Here is a 14,525-nt window from a genome sequence, read left to right on the forward strand (position 1 = left end):
CATTCATCTTACTTATACACATCTGGGTAGACGGCTTTCGCAATTTCCTTTAATCCTTCTGTTAAACGAGGTCCTGGTCTCGTTACAAGGTCACCGTCTACATCCGTCACGGCTTTATCTTTTACAGCCGTTACGTTCTTCCATGCGGGACGATTTAACAGCTGATCAACAGCCCCTTTTGTATAGGCGCCGTAAGTCGTAATAATCGTATCTGGATTAAGCTGAACGGCTTTTTCTTCGGATAGCTTGACCCAGCCCTCTTGATCACCGGCTACGTTATCAGCGCCGATCGTAGACAGCATTTCATCCATGAACGTCCCTTTACCAGTTGTGTAGATTTCAGGTGGTCCTGAAACTTCCACCCATACTTTTTTACGATCTTCTTTTTTAATTGATGTGGCTTTGTCTTTAACATCCTTCACATCTTGCTTCATATCATCCACAATTTTACTTGCTTCTTTTTCTTTCCCTGTCAGCTCACCAATCGTTTCGATCGTATCATACACTTGATCAAAGCTTTTCGCTTCTTCCACGACAAACACAGGAACACCTGCGTCTCCAAGCTGCTTGTATGCTTCACCAGACATCCCCATGCTTGAACCTTGTGCAAGCACGAGATCCGGCTGCATAGAAATAATTTTCTCGACGTTGACGTTCATGTCGCCTACTTTTTCTTTCTTTGTTGCTGCTTCTGGATATGTATCATTCGTTGTTACACCAGCTACTTCTTTATCTAAACCAAGCGCAAATAAAATTTCCGTATTACTTGGCATCAGCGAGATAATTTTCGTTGGCTTCTTCTTTAACGTGATTTCATTGTCAGCAGCATCCTTTTTTGTAACTGGAAAGGCTTGCTCCTGTTTTTGATCTCCACTGTCTTTCTTCGGTGATGCATCTTGTCCACTATTTCCACATGCCGCTAAAAACGCGACGAGAAAGAGCGCAAGAGCATACACTTTCACCTTCTTAAACATTCGGTTTCCTCCTCAACATAAAAAAACTTTGCTTCAACAAAAGCAAAGTCGGCGTGAAACATCATCTTATTTCGTTACGGTTAACACAAAGACGTCTCAATACCGCTTCACCTTTCCTCGAAGGCTACACAGATTTCAATAAGGCAGGTCTCCTGACTCGCATATGTTGTGAACACTTGCGCCTTCCCATCTTTTCTGACAGTGGCTTTTGCAGTGTATATATGCTTACAGTGGCGGGACCGTGCTGGAATTTCACCAAGCTTCCCTTTTCACCTCAAACTTAATTGAGGACCTTATCGACTATGTATGTAATTTCCTTTCTCAGTATAGCTCATATGAAGGAAAATGGGAATATGTGATTACAACCAAAATAGAAAGTCAGCCCTTCTTACAAAGAAGTAGAGAAGAAAAGAAGCGTATGGTACAGTGAATGCATCATATGTCCCTTCCAAATATATGGTGCCACAACTTATAAAGCGTCTCTATTTGTCCGTAGCGTTCAATTAGAGGCGTATTTTTTATTTCACCGACGCTTGCCCCTCTATCGCTTTTGTATGCTCTCGTACTTTTTTTGCTTCTTTTAATAGCTTTTCCTGCTTTGCTATTTCATTGTTGTACACGTTCATTGCGCTTTTTAAATCTTTTTTATTACTCTGAATCAACTTTTCAACTCGATCAATTTTCTTATCCGTCGACGAATCTAAATGATTGATCATTGGACGCAGTGACGAAACGTTTTTATCTAATGTTGCCATAAGAGGAGGCAGGTTATTATGTAGCGCTTGATCCAAATCTGTCTTGACCTTTACCTCCACCCCTTTCTTTTGCATCTTCTCCGCGTTTTTCACCACCTTCTTTGTTTCTTTAATCGTGTGATCAGCTTTCGTAAACGAACGATCAAACTTTGACGCAGCGCTATTGATCTTATTCGCCGTATGATTTGCTTCATGTAACGTATCGTTTACCTTCGATAATGAGAAGCTGATTCCAGCAAACACTAGAACAATAAGGGCTCCTCTGCATACGGTTTTTACTACCTGCTCAATAATCATATCCTTCATCCATATTCTCCTTTCCGCCCACTTTCTCTATATGTGAGAGGCTCTTAGTGAAAAATCAATAATGCCTGCTATTGTACCGTTATTGGGAACAAAAGAGAAATACCAAAAGTCACCCATCTCTTGCCTTAAAAAATGCGATGATCACCACTTCCTATATCAAAAGTCATAGAATTTTCAAACAAAAAAGCCACTCGTGAGCGGCTTTTTAAGAAAGCTATTTTATCTATACTTTATAGTCCTAACAACGATCGATCTTTCTTCATGCCAATAGTAAAAGTATGAAAGCCATGTTTTTGATAGTAGGATTCAAGCTTTTCGTCACAAAAGAGTTGCGGAATGACCCTATGTTGTTCGCAGTGCGTAACGATTTTTCCTATGATCTTTTGACCAATCCCTCTTTTTTGATAAGTAGGTGCGACTCCTACTCCACAGATCGTTCCTGTAATAACACCGTCTGAGATGACTCTACCTGTCCCTACTAACACCCCTTCATCAAAGGCATAGACGACATACCAGCTTTGCTTGCACATTGCTTCTAGCTCTGTTACGTTCAGATGCAAAGAATTCCAGCCTAAATCTTCATATAATTTTTCAAGCTGTGCAAAATCATCTGGATGTTCAGCAGTCACGATAATTTCTTTTTTCACCGTTCAACCTCTTCTCAACGTTTTACATACCCAATTCGCTAGAACATAAAAAAAGCCTGCTTTCTCTTTAAAGAGAAAGCAGGCTTTTCACGATTACTTCACTGTATTTAAAAATTCTTTTATTGCTTCAGGTGTTTTTGCGTTTGCACTGTGTAGGTGCGCAAGCTTCTCACCGTTTCGGTACACAAGTAGTGATGGAATTCCCATTACTTGATTTTCCTCTGATAGAGCTTCAAATTCGTCCTTATCAACTTTGAACCAAGCTTTGTCTTTGTTTTCTTCTAGAACTTCGTCAATGAACATGTCCAAACGTTTGCAATCTGGGCACCATGTTGTTGTAAAAATTCCTACGCTAAGCTCGTCCTTTTGGATCTGCTCGCGAAATTCAGATTCTGCTGTAATTTGTTTCATGTAAAATCCTCCTCGTCATTCTTCTACTTGCGATTATACAAGAAAACCGGTATAGATTGGGCAAATTTGCTCAAAAAAACCGAAAGAATACAAAAAGGCTTACGACTCTTCTTCGTTTTCTACGGAAAAGAGTCGTAAGCCGCTTATCGCTCGCTATTTTATCGTGGTCTCGACTGCTTTTTTATACGCACCGCTGCCAATTTTTAAGGCTGTATGATACAAAAGCTCTGTTCCAAGGGCAATATCGGCATAGGTAGAAAATTCATCTGGATGATGACTAATACCGTCCTTGCAGCGAATAAAAATCATGCCGTAGTCACATACCTCTGAAAAGGTGATCGCATCATGAAACGGGCCGCTCATAATCTCAGGTGCTGTCACGTTCATTTTCTTCGCTTCCTCACGCATTGCACCTTTAATCCAATCGGCACAATATTTCGGATCGCTGCGCGTATCTTCTGAAACATCATAAGTGAGATGATGCTTTTGACAGACGTCTTTTATTTTTGCCATGATGATTTCTTCACATTCATTTCGGCGTTCGAGGTCAATATCCCGCAAATCCACCGTGAACGTTACTTTTTCAGGAATGATGTTTCGTGAATCTGGAAATACCCGCAGACTTCCAACAGACCCAATCGTTTTAGCCTCAGGATCTCGTGTGACCGTTTCACGAATAGCTCCGACGATTTCAGCAGCTCCTACTAGCGCATCTTGACGAAGAGACATCGGAACGGACCCCGTATGCCCTGCTTTCCCTTCCAACGTGACGGTAAGCCATAGCGGTCCAGAAATTCCTGTCACAATCCCAATCGGTTCGTTTGACTTATCTAAAATGGGGCCCTGTTCAATATGTAACTCTAAGAAGGCGAGTAGGTCTTGTGCTTTATAAACCCCTTCATACGAGATGTCTCCAGGGTTAACCCCAAACTCTTGTAGCGCTTCTTTTCTCGTCATACCGTTTTTATCTTGTCGCTCCAAGTCACCTTTTTCAAGCATTCCGAGCAAGCCCTTTGAACCAAATAACCCTTTCGCAAAGCGCGACCCTTCTTCATCAGAAAAGCAGATGAGATGAAAGCCATGAACCAAGCGCTGATCGTTTTCTTTTAACGTTTGAGCGACTTCTAACGCTGCCACACACCCCGCCGCCCCGTCAAATCTTCCACCGTACGGCTGTGAATCGAGATGCGATCCTATTACGAGGAGAGGCGCACTTGGATCCGTTCCTTGAAGCTTTCCAACAAGGTTTCCAAAGCAGTCAATTTCCGTTTCAAAACCTGCCTCATCCATCCACGGACGAAATAAATCGACCGCCTCTCGATCTTCCTTCGAATGGGCAAGCCTGCATACACCCGTCTCGCCAATTTTCCCAATTACAGCAAGCTGTTCAAGTCTGTTTTGAATTCGATTTTGATTCACTAACATTCCATTTACCTCCATTCACTACTTTTATAGTTCTATCTTGACGAAACGAAGGCCCTCCTGCAATACACAAACTTTCACTACTTTTCTCGACTGAATGGACAAAACGTAAAAAAGCGAGGCCAACTGGCCCCGCTTCTTATGCCTGATGCAACAATTCCTTTTGGTGTTTAACAGGAAGTAGAAGGAAAACAATTCCTACTACAACGATTACACCACCTACTAAAAACGGTAATTGTGGTGCATTATGTCCGATAATTCCTGATAATAAAGGTGCAAACGCTGCCCCTAACCAGCGGACGAAATTATAGCCACCTGAAGTGATTGGTCGTGGATACGGAGAAATGCCCATTACATAGCTTGTAAATAACGCATTGTTTAATCCACATAGAAGACCGGATACGACAATTAACACAACCTGTAGCCATACAATATGGATCGCAAATAGAAGAACTAAAATAAGACCAAAAATGAGTAAGCTTCCATAGAGTAATTGACGCGGTTGAAAACGTTTTTCAAGCTGATGTGATAATCCGGCCGAGCCGTAAGCAAGGCAAAGACCCCACGCAAAGAAAACAAATCCAATTTCATAGGCTGATAACGGAAGTACAAGCGGTGAATACGCAAGAACGGTGAAAAAACCGTAGTAATAAAACATTCCCGAAAGCGCACCAGATAAAAACGGCTTGTATTTAAACAGTTGACCCATGTCCTTAATCGTTGCTGGTTTTCGTTTTTCAGCACTCTGCGGCTGTTTGACAAACACCGTCACAAGAATAAAGGCTAGTACAATTAAAACGCCTGTTGCAAAAAACGGAAAGCGCCAAGAATGAGCCCCAAGTACGCCTCCTAATAAAGGTCCACCGGCCATTCCAAGACCAATAGCCGCTTCGTACAAACCAACGGCTGATTTCACTTCCCCACTAAGCGCAATTAGAAGCGTCATCGCAGTGGCGAAGAATAAAGAGTTTCCAAGTCCCCAGCCTGCACGGAAAATAGATAGTTCTGGTATCGTATTTGATAATCCACATGAAATAGCAAACACAGATACGATCGCTAATCCGACCACCATTAATTTTTTATCCCCAAACTTAGCTGCAAGTAATCCTGCTGGTATCATCATAATCGCCATCGTGAATATGTAGGCCGTAAACAGCATTTCGACCTGCCAGTGCGTAGCTCCAATTTGCTTTGCGATCTCTGGTAAAATAGGGTCTACCACTCCGATTCCCATAAAAGCTAGAAATGTCGCAAAAACCGTAATCCATTTGGCACGTTTACTTGTTGGGCTAATGTCTCCCACTTTAGTTCCTCCCCTTAATATTGCTCAGTTTTAACTCTTTTGGTTTTCTCGAGAAGTTCTTGAAGCTCTTGTTGAAATAGCATCATGCTTTTGATTTTCTTTTGAATCATATCAAGCTGTTCTTCCACGGCCTCTTCAAAATGCTCAAGCTCTTTTAGCTCTAAACGACCTTGTGCTTGATCACGTTCAATCGTTTCTTTTAGATCCATAAAGTGCTGTAACTCCTGTAAGGAAAACCCTAACACTTCTTTCGCTTCAACAACTTTTTTTAAAGCTGATACTTCTTCTTCCGTATATTGACGGATGTTACCTTTTGTCCGCTGCGGTGGTTTAATAAGTCCAATTTCTTCGTAATAACGAATGGCACGCTTCGTTAAACCTGTTAGCTTCATTACTTCATCAATCATAATCAGAGTCATGCGCACTCCTCCTCTATTTGAATAACCTTTACGTTAACGTTAACTGTTCGATACTAATGATAACTTAACGTTGACGTTAATGTCAATAGATGAGATTGTATTTTTTTCCTTTTCTCTTAAATGGAGGGAAAAACATTCGTCCCTGTCTGATTCGCTAGTATAATCAAAAAAAGAACAAACGTTCTCTCTTCCAACAAAAAAAGAAACAGGTCAATGCCTGCTTCTTAATATTCCTTCTCTTTGCTATGCTGCTTTTGAAACGCCGTAATATTTGCATACTCATCCTCTAGCGCTCGTGCCACACGGATATAAATGGGCATAAGCTCTTGGTAGAGATCAACGTTATCTTCGTTCGGAACGTGCTCGTTTGTATGACCGACCATCTCTTTCACTACATCTAACGAATCTACCTTCCCTAATCCGTACAACCCTAAAATTGTTGCACCGAGGCAAGAGCTTTCAAAGCTTTCAGGAATGACCACCTTCGTATTAAAAACGTCCGCCATAATTTGTCGCCACAATTTTGACCGCGCAAATCCACCTGTGGCTTTAATTTCTCCAGGCGTGCCAATCAGCTCCTTAAGCGCAAGGAGAACGCTATACAAATTGTACATGACTCCTTCTAGTGCAGCTCGAATGAAATGCTCCTTTTTATGGTGCAAGGAAAGGCCAAAGAATGAGCCTCTCGCATTCGCGTTCCAAAGAGGAGCACGTTCTCCTGATAAATAAGGATGAAAAATCAATCCGTCTGAACCAGCGGGTACTTTTTCAGCAATGTCCATTAATAATTCATATGGACTAACGCCGAGTCGATTTGCTGCTTCGACTTCTGCTGCCGCAAACTCCTCCATCACCCAGCGTAAAATCATGCCACCGTTATTGACAGGACCACCTATTACCCATTTTTTATCTGTCAGCGCATAGCAAAACATGCGTCCTTTCGGATCAACAACCGGCTTGTCCACAACCGTTCGAATCGCTCCACTCGTTCCAATCGTCGCAGCAACAACACCCGGTTCTGAAGCGGCGAGTCCTAAATTCGACAGCACCCCATCGCTTGCGCCTACAACAAACGGTGTCCCTGACAGCAAATTAAGAGGAGATTCATGCGGATCATTTGGAAGTTTCAAGTAGTGCGTTGTTGGGACAATTTTAGAAAGCTGTTCCCTAGACACTCCTGCTACTGCAAGAGCTTCTTCATCCCAATCAAGCTGTTCTAAATTAAACATACCTGTAGCTGATGCAATGGAATAATCAATGACGTATTCTCCAAACAATTGATAAAACACGTATTCCTTAATCGAAATAAACTTGTTGCCACCTTGAAGCAATTCAGGCCGTTCTTCTTTCAGCCACATGAGCTTGCAAAGCGGAGACATAGGGTGAATAGGCGTTCCTGTACGCATATAAATTCCGTGTCCTTGCTCCGTACTTTTTAACTGCTCCGCATAGTTAGCCGCTCGGTTATCCGCCCACGTAATACAGTTTGTGAGCGGTTTACCATGGCTATCGACAGCAATCAAGCTGTGCATAGCGGAACTGAAAGAAACCAACTCTACCTGACTTCGATTAACCTGTGATTGATCGATCACCTTATTAATGGATGTGATGACCGCTTCATATATTTCGTCTGGATTTTGCTCTGCCACATGTGGTGTGGGAGTATGCATGGGGTATTCGACATGATGAACGTTCAACACTTCCCCTTTTGTTGTAAACAGAACAGCCTTTGTACTGGTTGTCCCAATATCCACTCCGATCATATATTGATTCATTCTTCTCACCAACCCTTTACGATTTCATTGTTACGTTTAGATTCTGTTATTTATCGAACTCTATCCCTATTATGCGTAGAGATAAAAAACATCTAGTTAAAACCCTACTCCTAATGTTCATGTAATACAACCGATATGCCCTTCTAAAGTGTTGTGCCTCTATCTTCCTCATGAACGTTGTAAAAAAGATATGATGACTACTGTAAGCAACAAAACATTTCCAATTTATATAATCACTTCACAACGCTTTCCTTTTAAACCAAATAAGGAAAACGCTTTCAAAATATGGTATGGTTATAAGTAAGAGATTTCATGGGGGATGGATGAGCATGGATTATACGCAGTCTGTTATACAAAAAGTGAAAGTAATGTTTCCTGGTTTTAGTGAAAAGGAAAAAAAGGTCGCAAATTATTTAATTCAAGCACCTGATCAAATGATTCACGATTCGATTAGTCAGCTAGCAGAGCGACTATTTATATCCGAAGCAACAATTACCCGCTTTACAAAACATATTGGTTTTAAAGGATACCAAGCATTAAAAATTGCGCTTGCCTCAGACATTCGCAAACTCTCTCATCAGGAAGAGGAGCAGATTGCTGAAGATGCTTCGGTGACACAAATTTTTTCTTCGAGTATTCAGCAACTTCAAAATACGCTGACCATGATGGATGAGGACAAGATTTTGAAAGCCGTGTCTCTATTAGCAAATTCAACACATATTGCGTTTTATGGAAACGGAGCTTCATCCGTTATTGCACTTGATGCGCATCACAAATTTTTAAATACGGGAATCTCTTCTAATGCTTACTTGGATTTTCAAGTACAGCATCGAGCTGCCTTTCAGCTAAAGGAAACGGACGTTGCTTGTGTTATCTCAGCAGGTCCGATTGACGATCAGCTAATGAGTATCACGAATATTCTACGCGAGCGCCGTGTTCCAATTTTAAGTATAACCGAATATGGAAAAAACAACTTAAGTCAATGTGCCACCGTTTCATTGTTTACGTCACCTGTTGGAAACCAAGGTGTTCATGAAGAATGGACGACACAAATCTCACAGCTATGTCTTGTTCATACGCTTTATACAAAGGTAATGATGGCGAAGGATCCCGTTCTATCCTCTTATTAAATAAAAGCACGTGGCGCAGGCCACGTGCTTTTATTTAAGCTTATCACATAGCTGTCTAGCAGCTTGTACACTTTTAGGGTTAATTGGCTGCGTATATTGACAATTCACGCGTACGCCTGCACCTAGACGTACTTCTGTTAATTTTGTCACCTCTAAAAATGGCTTCATGTTTTCTGGTTTTAATCCCTTGCTTCCCACAAGAGTCAACGGTTGACCTTGTAGTCTTCGCAATAATTTTTTAATCTGTGGAATTCCCGCTAGCGCCGTTTTATCGGATCCTGATGTTGTTACTCGTTTAATTTGCGGAAAGTGCTGAAGCGCTTCTAAGGCTTCTTCTTGATCACGCACTTGGTCAAATGCGTGACTAAATGTTACGTCTAGGCCATCTGCTTCTGAAAGAAGCTGACTTAGGACATGAACATCAATTTCTTTTTCTTCTGTTAGACACCCGATAATGATTCCCTTTGCTCCGAGCTCTTTCGCCAACTGTATATCTCTTCGCATCGTATCAAGATCGTCTTTATTGTATACAAACGTTTGGTTATGAGGACGAACTACGATATGTACAGGGATTTTCACCTGTTCCATCACTTTTTCCATTAATCCGTAACTAGGGGTATACCCTCCATCTACCATACCAGATGATAATTCGATGCGATCTGCACCATTTTCTTCAGCTAAAATGGCATCCAATAACGTTGTTGCGCCAATTTCTAAAATCATGCTATCACCCTTTCTTGAACTAATTCTCTCTCTGTTTTTTAAACGAACATATTGCTCCATATATTTTTGAGGATGTATGATCACTAAAAACGTGTTTCAACATTGAAACACGTTCATGGTCATATCTTTCGTCATTATGTTCTGTTTTGTGACGTTTGCATCAATACCATCTATTGGTATTCGGCGTTCCTTGAGAAGGATAATTAGACATTTGGCCGGTAGAACCGCTTGGCATTCCTGGATTCATCATTGGCTGGTTACCCATTCCTTGATCCATTCCTGGCATCATCGGCTGTCCGCTCATTCCTTGACCCATTCCTGGCATCATTGACTGTCCGCTCATTCCTTGACCCATTCCTGGCATCATTGGCTGTCCGCTCATTCCTTGACCCATTCCTGGCATCATTGGCTGTCCGCCCATTCCGTGTTCCATCCCCGGCATCATGCCTGGGTATCCGCTCATTCCTTGACCCATTCCTGGCATCATCGACTGTCCGCCCATTCCGTGTTCCATCCCCGGCATCATACCTGGGTATCCGCCCATTCCGTGTTCCATCCCTGGCATCATGCCTGGGTAACCGCTCGTTCCTTGACCCATTCCTGGCATCATCGGCTGTCCGCCCATTCCATGTTCCATCCCTGGCATCATGCCTGGATATCCGCCCATTCCTGGCATCACCGGTTGGCCGCCCACGCCATATTCTACGCCTGGCATCATGCCTGGGTATCCGCCCATTCCTTGACCCATTCCTGACATCGGCTGTCCGCCCATTCCGTGTTCCATCCCTGGCATCATTCCTGGATATCCACCCATCGTATTTGTTTGACATGTTCCCGTTGAGCAAGAGCCCGGAAACATAGACGACTGATCAGGATATCCGTAGTAAGGATTTCCCTGCATCATTTGATTTTGATTTTGTTTGTTTTTTTTACGTCTCATTATTAGACCCCTTCCAGTACTGTACTACACTGTAGCCTATTCACCGTGTCCCTTGTTAGGAATTAGTCCAACCGAAATTAGGCGCTTTCTTCATTAGCACATTAAACGTTGTCTTTCCTTTTTATTTTTCATATCATGAGGCTCATACTAATAGGAAACAAAAGAGGAAAGGAGCCAATCATGAAAAAAATTATTGTTCTGTTTCGAAAAGACTTTCGCATTACCGATAACCCTGCCCTTACCCAGGCTGGCCATGACGGGACGGTTGCTCCTATTTATATTTACGATGAACATTATGACGGAGACTGGTCACTCGGCGGCGCTAGCAAGTGGTGGCTTCACTATGCTCTTGAAGATTTAACAAACAGTCTGCAAAATCTTGAAGCTCCCCTTCATATTTATAAAGGAAATACAATTGATATCCTGAAGAAAATGGTTCAGTCAGAAGAAATTGACGCTCTTTACTTCAATAAGCGCTACGAACCACATGTAATGGAGCAAGATGAACAGCTAATAAAAGAAATGAAGGAAATCAACATCGACGTTCAAACATTTGAAGGTCATCTAATACTTCCTCCACAGGAAACAACAAAGGAAAACGGTGACCCCTACAAAGTTTTTACCCCTTTTTATAAATCGTTTCGTCAAAAAGAAGTGCCGAAGGCGACTAAAAAAATAAGGAGCCTTAAGAGTTTTCATCTGGACAAGGATTCTCTGAAAGCTGATGAACTTTCCCTTCTTCCGACGATTAATTGGACAAGCGGAATGGAAGCAAAATGGGACGTGTCTGAAAAAGGCGCATGGGAAACCTTTAAGCACTTTGTCAAACACCGACTGCGTAATTACGAGGACGGTCGCGATGTGCCTGCTGAAGAAAGTATTTCAAATCTATCGCCATATCTTGCATTCGGTCAGATCTCTAGTCGCTATATCTATCAGTACTTGTTGGAGAAAAGCGAGTCACTGCAATCAGCGAACGTTGAGAAACAAATTTCCGCCTTTCTACGCCAGCTTGTGTGGAGAGAATTCTCTTATCACCTGCTTTACTTCTTCCCACATACCGTTCGAAAGCCTTTGAATGAAAAGTTCACTCATTTTAAATGGAAGCAAAGCAAACAAGATTTTAAGGCATGGACAAAAGGAAAAACCGGCTATCCTCTTGTTGATGCAGGAATGAGAGAACTGTGGGAAACAGGTGTCATGCATAACCGTGTACGAATGGTGGCAGCATCCTTTTTAGTCAAGCATCTCCTTCTTCCGTGGCAAAAGGGATCAGAATGGTTTTGGGATACGCTCGTGGATGCAGATCTTGCCAACAATACGATGGGCTGGCAATGGGTTGCTGGAAGCGGTGCGGATGCAGCCCCTTATTTTCGAATATTTAATCCTACCACCCAAGCGGAACGATTTGATGAGGACGGCGAGTATATTAAAAAGTGGATACCTGAACTGGCGAAGCTCCCAACAAAATATATTCACAAACCGTGGGAAGCTTCTGATGAAATACTCAAGAAGGCCGAGGTATCACTTGGAAAAAATTATCCAAAACCAATTGTGGATCATAAATCAGCACGGGAACGAGCGCTTGAGCACTACGACGAAATTAAATAAGCGCCCTCTGAAATTGACAATTATTAATAAATTTTTCTTAACTTTTCCATCGCTCTCGCCTATAATATGAATGGCTGCTTTTACTAGATTACTAGTAAAGCAGTTATTTTACTGGTTGGAGGAAGAAAAATGTTCAAACATGCATTAAAAACAGCGGGAATAATTGTCGCTCTATTCATACCGCTCGGCACGATCACTCCTAGCATTGAAGCTGCTACAGCACCTGCCATTACGATGTCGTTTACTGGAGATATCTTATTGGATAGAAATGTAGGCGAACAAGTGACCAAATACGGTGTTAACTACCCGTTCACAAGCGTGGGATCTATTTTAAAAAGCACAGATCTAACCGCCGGAAACTTAGAAACGGCCGTTACAACACGAGGAAGCGCACAAGCCAAACAATTTACGTTTCGTTCCAAGCCAGCAACGCTTCAAGGCTTGAAAAATAACGGCTTTGATATGGTTAGTATCGCAAACAATCATACGATGGATTATGGTCTGCAAGGATTATACGATACGATAACATACTTAAATCGCTATGGAATTGGGCACAGCGGCGGCGGGAAAAATGAGCAAGAGGCGTTTAAAGCTTATTATAAAACGGTAAAAGGAAAGAAAATTGCAATTTTGGCGGTCAGCCGTGTCCTTCCTGACGCTAGCTGGTTCTCTGGAAAAACCAAGCCTGGAATCGCAAGCGCCTATCAAACAAGTACATTAATGAGCTATGTAAAACAAGCTGTACGAAATTCTGATTACACGGTCGTCATGATTCATTGGAATAAGGAAAGTACGGATTATCCAGAAGCCTACGCCCGGTCGTTAGGAAAACAGCTCGTGGATCAAGGTGTAGATGCAGTCATTGGCAGTCACAGTCACACGTTGATGGGAATGGAGTATTACAAACAGGTCCCTATTTTTTATAGTCTAGGAAACTTTGTATTCACCCCCTCTAAAAGTCCAAAAGGGGCCGAAACCATGATTGTAAAGCTAAAGATTACAGGCGGAAAAACCTATCCACAAATTATTCCCGCTAAGATTATCAACGGAAAACCAACGTTAATGAATGCAGCTTATAATAAAACCATCCTCTCTAAGCTTAATCGACTATCATACAATGCGTCCGTTAGTGCTTCTGGCATCGTGACGCAAAAATAAAAAAGCCCCAGACTGGGGCTTTTTTTATGGTGCTTGTACAAAAAGCTGTGTGTAAAGCTGATTGGTGTACACAAGATATCCGATAGCGAAAATAGCTGCTAGCATGATTAATTTTTCACCGATCTTACCTGTTTCATAAGTGATAAGAAATTTGAACTTCTTTTTCCAAATCGGCGAAAATAACGGCACACCGCGCTTTGAGAAAAAGTCCCCTGCTATATGAAACAAATAGCCAGCACAAAGACCATATGTAAAATGATTAGGGTAGAAATAGTAAATTAAACTAAAGCACATCCAAGCAAGAAGAGAATGAGTTAATCCTCGATGACCAAATGCTTTTTTAATGAGCTTTGCAATCCCAAACGAACGCCTGCCAATATACGAATTAGGCTCATCAATATCAGGAATAAGGCTTCCTACTATGATTCCTCCTACAAATGTAAACGTAAAAGGAGCATCGGTGACAGTCGTTAAATAGGCTCCCGCCGCAACGGATGTAATAATATGTGTCTGATATCTCAAACCTGCTCCTGCCTTCCTTAAAGTACATATGTTCCCATAAAGTTCCTCTCTACTATAAGTGAAGTTTGTCACTGTGTCAAAGAATTTTTCGGCTTATCTACTATAAACTGATGAACCTTTGTCCATACTGATGAGGAGGTTTTAATGAAAAGAGGTAGATTAAGATGAAAATAGCTGAAGTTGAAGAATTGTTTAGTGAGTATGGGATATCTTTTCACCTATCTTATCCTTTAGAACTTTCCGGTCTTCATCATACAATGAGCCGTCGAACGATGCGTACCTTCCTAGAACAAATCGAGGCGATAGAAGAGATGTCATTTGAAGCGTTCTATTATCAGTATAAAGTGTTTCAAGCTGCGTTTGAGCGGAATGAACTCCCTCTATAGAGGTAAAGGAATGTTCAATTGCTGTGGTTACGGTCATTTAGGA

The 14,525-nt window shown here is 41.9% G+C and carries 15 protein-coding genes and 1 riboswitch; of the genes, 4 read left to right on the plus strand and 11 right to left on the minus strand.

All coding sequences use genetic code 11. From position 1 onward, the window contains the following. Nucleotides 1–8: 8 nt before the first annotated feature. From IE339_RS16075 to gntK, 8 genes are all read right to left on the minus strand, one after another. The gene (locus IE339_RS16075; RefSeq protein ID WP_242169169.1) at nt 9–974 is read right to left on the minus strand and encodes an ABC transporter substrate-binding protein; all 966 of its coding nucleotides are present in this window, start codon (nt 972–974) and stop codon (nt 9–11) included. 125 nt (nt 975–1,099) lie between these two features. Then, nucleotides 1,100–1,285: riboswitch (cobalamin riboswitch) on the minus strand. Between the two features lie 207 nt (nt 1,286–1,492). Then, a complete protein-coding gene (locus IE339_RS16080; protein WP_242169171.1) occupies nt 1,493–2,035 on the minus strand; it encodes a hypothetical protein in 543 nt (180 codons plus the stop codon). Nucleotides 2,036–2,265: 230 nt separating this feature from the next. Beyond that, a complete protein-coding gene (locus IE339_RS16085; RefSeq protein WP_242169173.1) occupies nt 2,266–2,682 on the minus strand; it encodes a GNAT family N-acetyltransferase in 417 nt (138 codons plus the stop codon). Nucleotides 2,683–2,775: 93 nt separating this feature from the next. Beyond that, complete coding sequence (locus IE339_RS16090; protein WP_053401449.1) at nt 2,776–3,093, minus strand: thioredoxin family protein; 318 nt, start codon at nt 3,091–3,093, stop codon at nt 2,776–2,778. A 153-nt stretch (nt 3,094–3,246) separates the two neighbouring features. Then, entirely contained in the window at nt 3,247–4,518 is a 1,272-nt protein-coding gene (locus tag IE339_RS16095) for a M20 family metallo-hydrolase (RefSeq protein ID WP_242169175.1), read from the minus strand. Between the two features lie 136 nt (nt 4,519–4,654). Next, a complete protein-coding gene (locus IE339_RS16100; RefSeq protein ID WP_277933982.1) occupies nt 4,655–5,809 on the minus strand; it encodes an MFS transporter in 1,155 nt (384 codons plus the stop codon). A 23-nt stretch (nt 5,810–5,832) separates the two neighbouring features. Next, the gene (locus tag IE339_RS16105) at nt 5,833–6,237 is read right to left on the minus strand and encodes a MerR family transcriptional regulator (protein ID WP_242169176.1); all 405 of its coding nucleotides are present in this window, start codon (nt 6,235–6,237) and stop codon (nt 5,833–5,835) included. Between the two features lie 224 nt (nt 6,238–6,461). After that, nucleotides 6,462–8,012, minus strand: coding sequence for a gluconokinase (gntK, locus tag IE339_RS16110; RefSeq protein ID WP_242169178.1), 1,551 nt, complete (start codon nt 8,010–8,012; stop codon nt 6,462–6,464). A gap of 323 nt (nt 8,013–8,335) precedes the next feature. Here gntK and IE339_RS16115 point away from each other — a divergent pair, with 323 nt between their 5' ends. Next, on the plus strand, nt 8,336–9,142 hold the full coding sequence (locus IE339_RS16115; protein WP_242169180.1) for a MurR/RpiR family transcriptional regulator: 807 nt from the start codon (nt 8,336–8,338) through the stop codon (nt 9,140–9,142). 30 nt (nt 9,143–9,172) lie between these two features. On the opposite strand, the gene IE339_RS16120 is transcribed toward IE339_RS16115, so the two are convergent. Then, nucleotides 9,173–9,865: a copper homeostasis protein CutC gene (locus IE339_RS16120; RefSeq protein WP_242169182.1), complete on the minus strand. Its 693-nt coding sequence runs from the start codon at nt 9,863–9,865 to the stop codon at nt 9,173–9,175. A 160-nt stretch (nt 9,866–10,025) separates the two neighbouring features. Continuing rightward, nucleotides 10,026–10,805: a hypothetical protein gene (locus IE339_RS16125; RefSeq protein WP_242169184.1), complete on the minus strand. Its 780-nt coding sequence runs from the start codon at nt 10,803–10,805 to the stop codon at nt 10,026–10,028. Nucleotides 10,806–10,982: 177 nt separating this feature from the next. Here IE339_RS16125 and IE339_RS16130 point away from each other — a divergent pair, with 177 nt between their 5' ends. Together IE339_RS16130 and IE339_RS16135 are read left to right on the plus strand one after the other, a co-directional pair. Next, complete coding sequence (locus tag IE339_RS16130; protein ID WP_242176217.1) at nt 10,983–12,416, plus strand: cryptochrome/photolyase family protein; 1,434 nt, start codon at nt 10,983–10,985, stop codon at nt 12,414–12,416. 129 nt (nt 12,417–12,545) lie between these two features. Next, the gene (locus IE339_RS16135) at nt 12,546–13,574 is read left to right on the plus strand and encodes a CapA family protein (RefSeq protein WP_242169186.1); all 1,029 of its coding nucleotides are present in this window, start codon (nt 12,546–12,548) and stop codon (nt 13,572–13,574) included. A 24-nt stretch (nt 13,575–13,598) separates the two neighbouring features. On the opposite strand, the gene IE339_RS16140 is transcribed toward IE339_RS16135, so the two are convergent. Then, nucleotides 13,599–14,096 (minus strand): metal-dependent hydrolase, encoded by a 498-nt coding sequence (locus tag IE339_RS16140; RefSeq protein ID WP_053401457.1) that lies wholly within the window; start codon nt 14,094–14,096, stop codon nt 13,599–13,601. Between the two features lie 164 nt (nt 14,097–14,260). On the opposite strand from IE339_RS16140, the gene IE339_RS16145 reads away from it, so the two are divergent. Next, nucleotides 14,261–14,482: a hypothetical protein gene (locus tag IE339_RS16145; protein ID WP_242169188.1), complete on the plus strand. Its 222-nt coding sequence runs from the start codon at nt 14,261–14,263 to the stop codon at nt 14,480–14,482. The last annotated feature ends 43 nt before the right edge of the window (nt 14,483–14,525 follow it).

Origin of the sequence: Priestia koreensis (genome assembly GCF_022646885.1) — a bacterium.
Taxonomy (GTDB): domain Bacteria; phylum Bacillota; class Bacilli; order Bacillales; family Bacillaceae_H; genus Bacillus_AG; species Bacillus_AG koreensis_A.

What these genes read in the sequence shown, in the direction of transcription:
- IE339_RS16075 (WP_242169169.1), bottom strand. Translation starts at nt 974, where the DNA reads ATGTTTAAGAAGGTGAAAGTGTATGCTCTTGCGCTCTTTCTCGTCGCG.
- IE339_RS16080 (WP_242169171.1), bottom strand. Translation starts at nt 2,035, where the DNA reads ATGAAGGATATGATTATTGAGCAGGTAGTAAAAACCGTATGCAGAGGA.
- IE339_RS16090 (WP_053401449.1), bottom strand. Translation starts at nt 3,093, where the DNA reads ATGAAACAAATTACAGCAGAATCTGAATTTCGCGAGCAGATCCAAAAG.
- IE339_RS16095 (WP_242169175.1), bottom strand. Translation starts at nt 4,518, where the DNA reads ATGTTAGTGAATCAAAATCGAATTCAAAACAGACTTGAACAGCTTGCT.
- IE339_RS16105 (WP_242169176.1), bottom strand. Translation starts at nt 6,237, where the DNA reads ATGACTCTGATTATGATTGATGAAGTAATGAAGCTAACAGGTTTAACG.
- gntK (WP_242169178.1), bottom strand. Translation starts at nt 8,012, where the DNA reads ATGAATCAATATATGATCGGAGTGGATATTGGGACAACCAGTACAAAG.
- IE339_RS16115 (WP_242169180.1), top strand. Translation starts at nt 8,336, where the DNA reads ATGAGCATGGATTATACGCAGTCTGTTATACAAAAAGTGAAAGTAATG.
- IE339_RS16120 (WP_242169182.1), bottom strand. Translation starts at nt 9,865, where the DNA reads ATGATTTTAGAAATTGGCGCAACAACGTTATTGGATGCCATTTTAGCT.
- IE339_RS16125 (WP_242169184.1), bottom strand. Translation starts at nt 10,805, where the DNA reads ATGAGACGTAAAAAAAACAAACAAAATCAAAATCAAATGATGCAGGGA.
- IE339_RS16135 (WP_242169186.1), top strand. Translation starts at nt 12,546, where the DNA reads ATGTTCAAACATGCATTAAAAACAGCGGGAATAATTGTCGCTCTATTC.
- IE339_RS16145 (WP_242169188.1), top strand. Translation starts at nt 14,261, where the DNA reads ATGAAAATAGCTGAAGTTGAAGAATTGTTTAGTGAGTATGGGATATCT.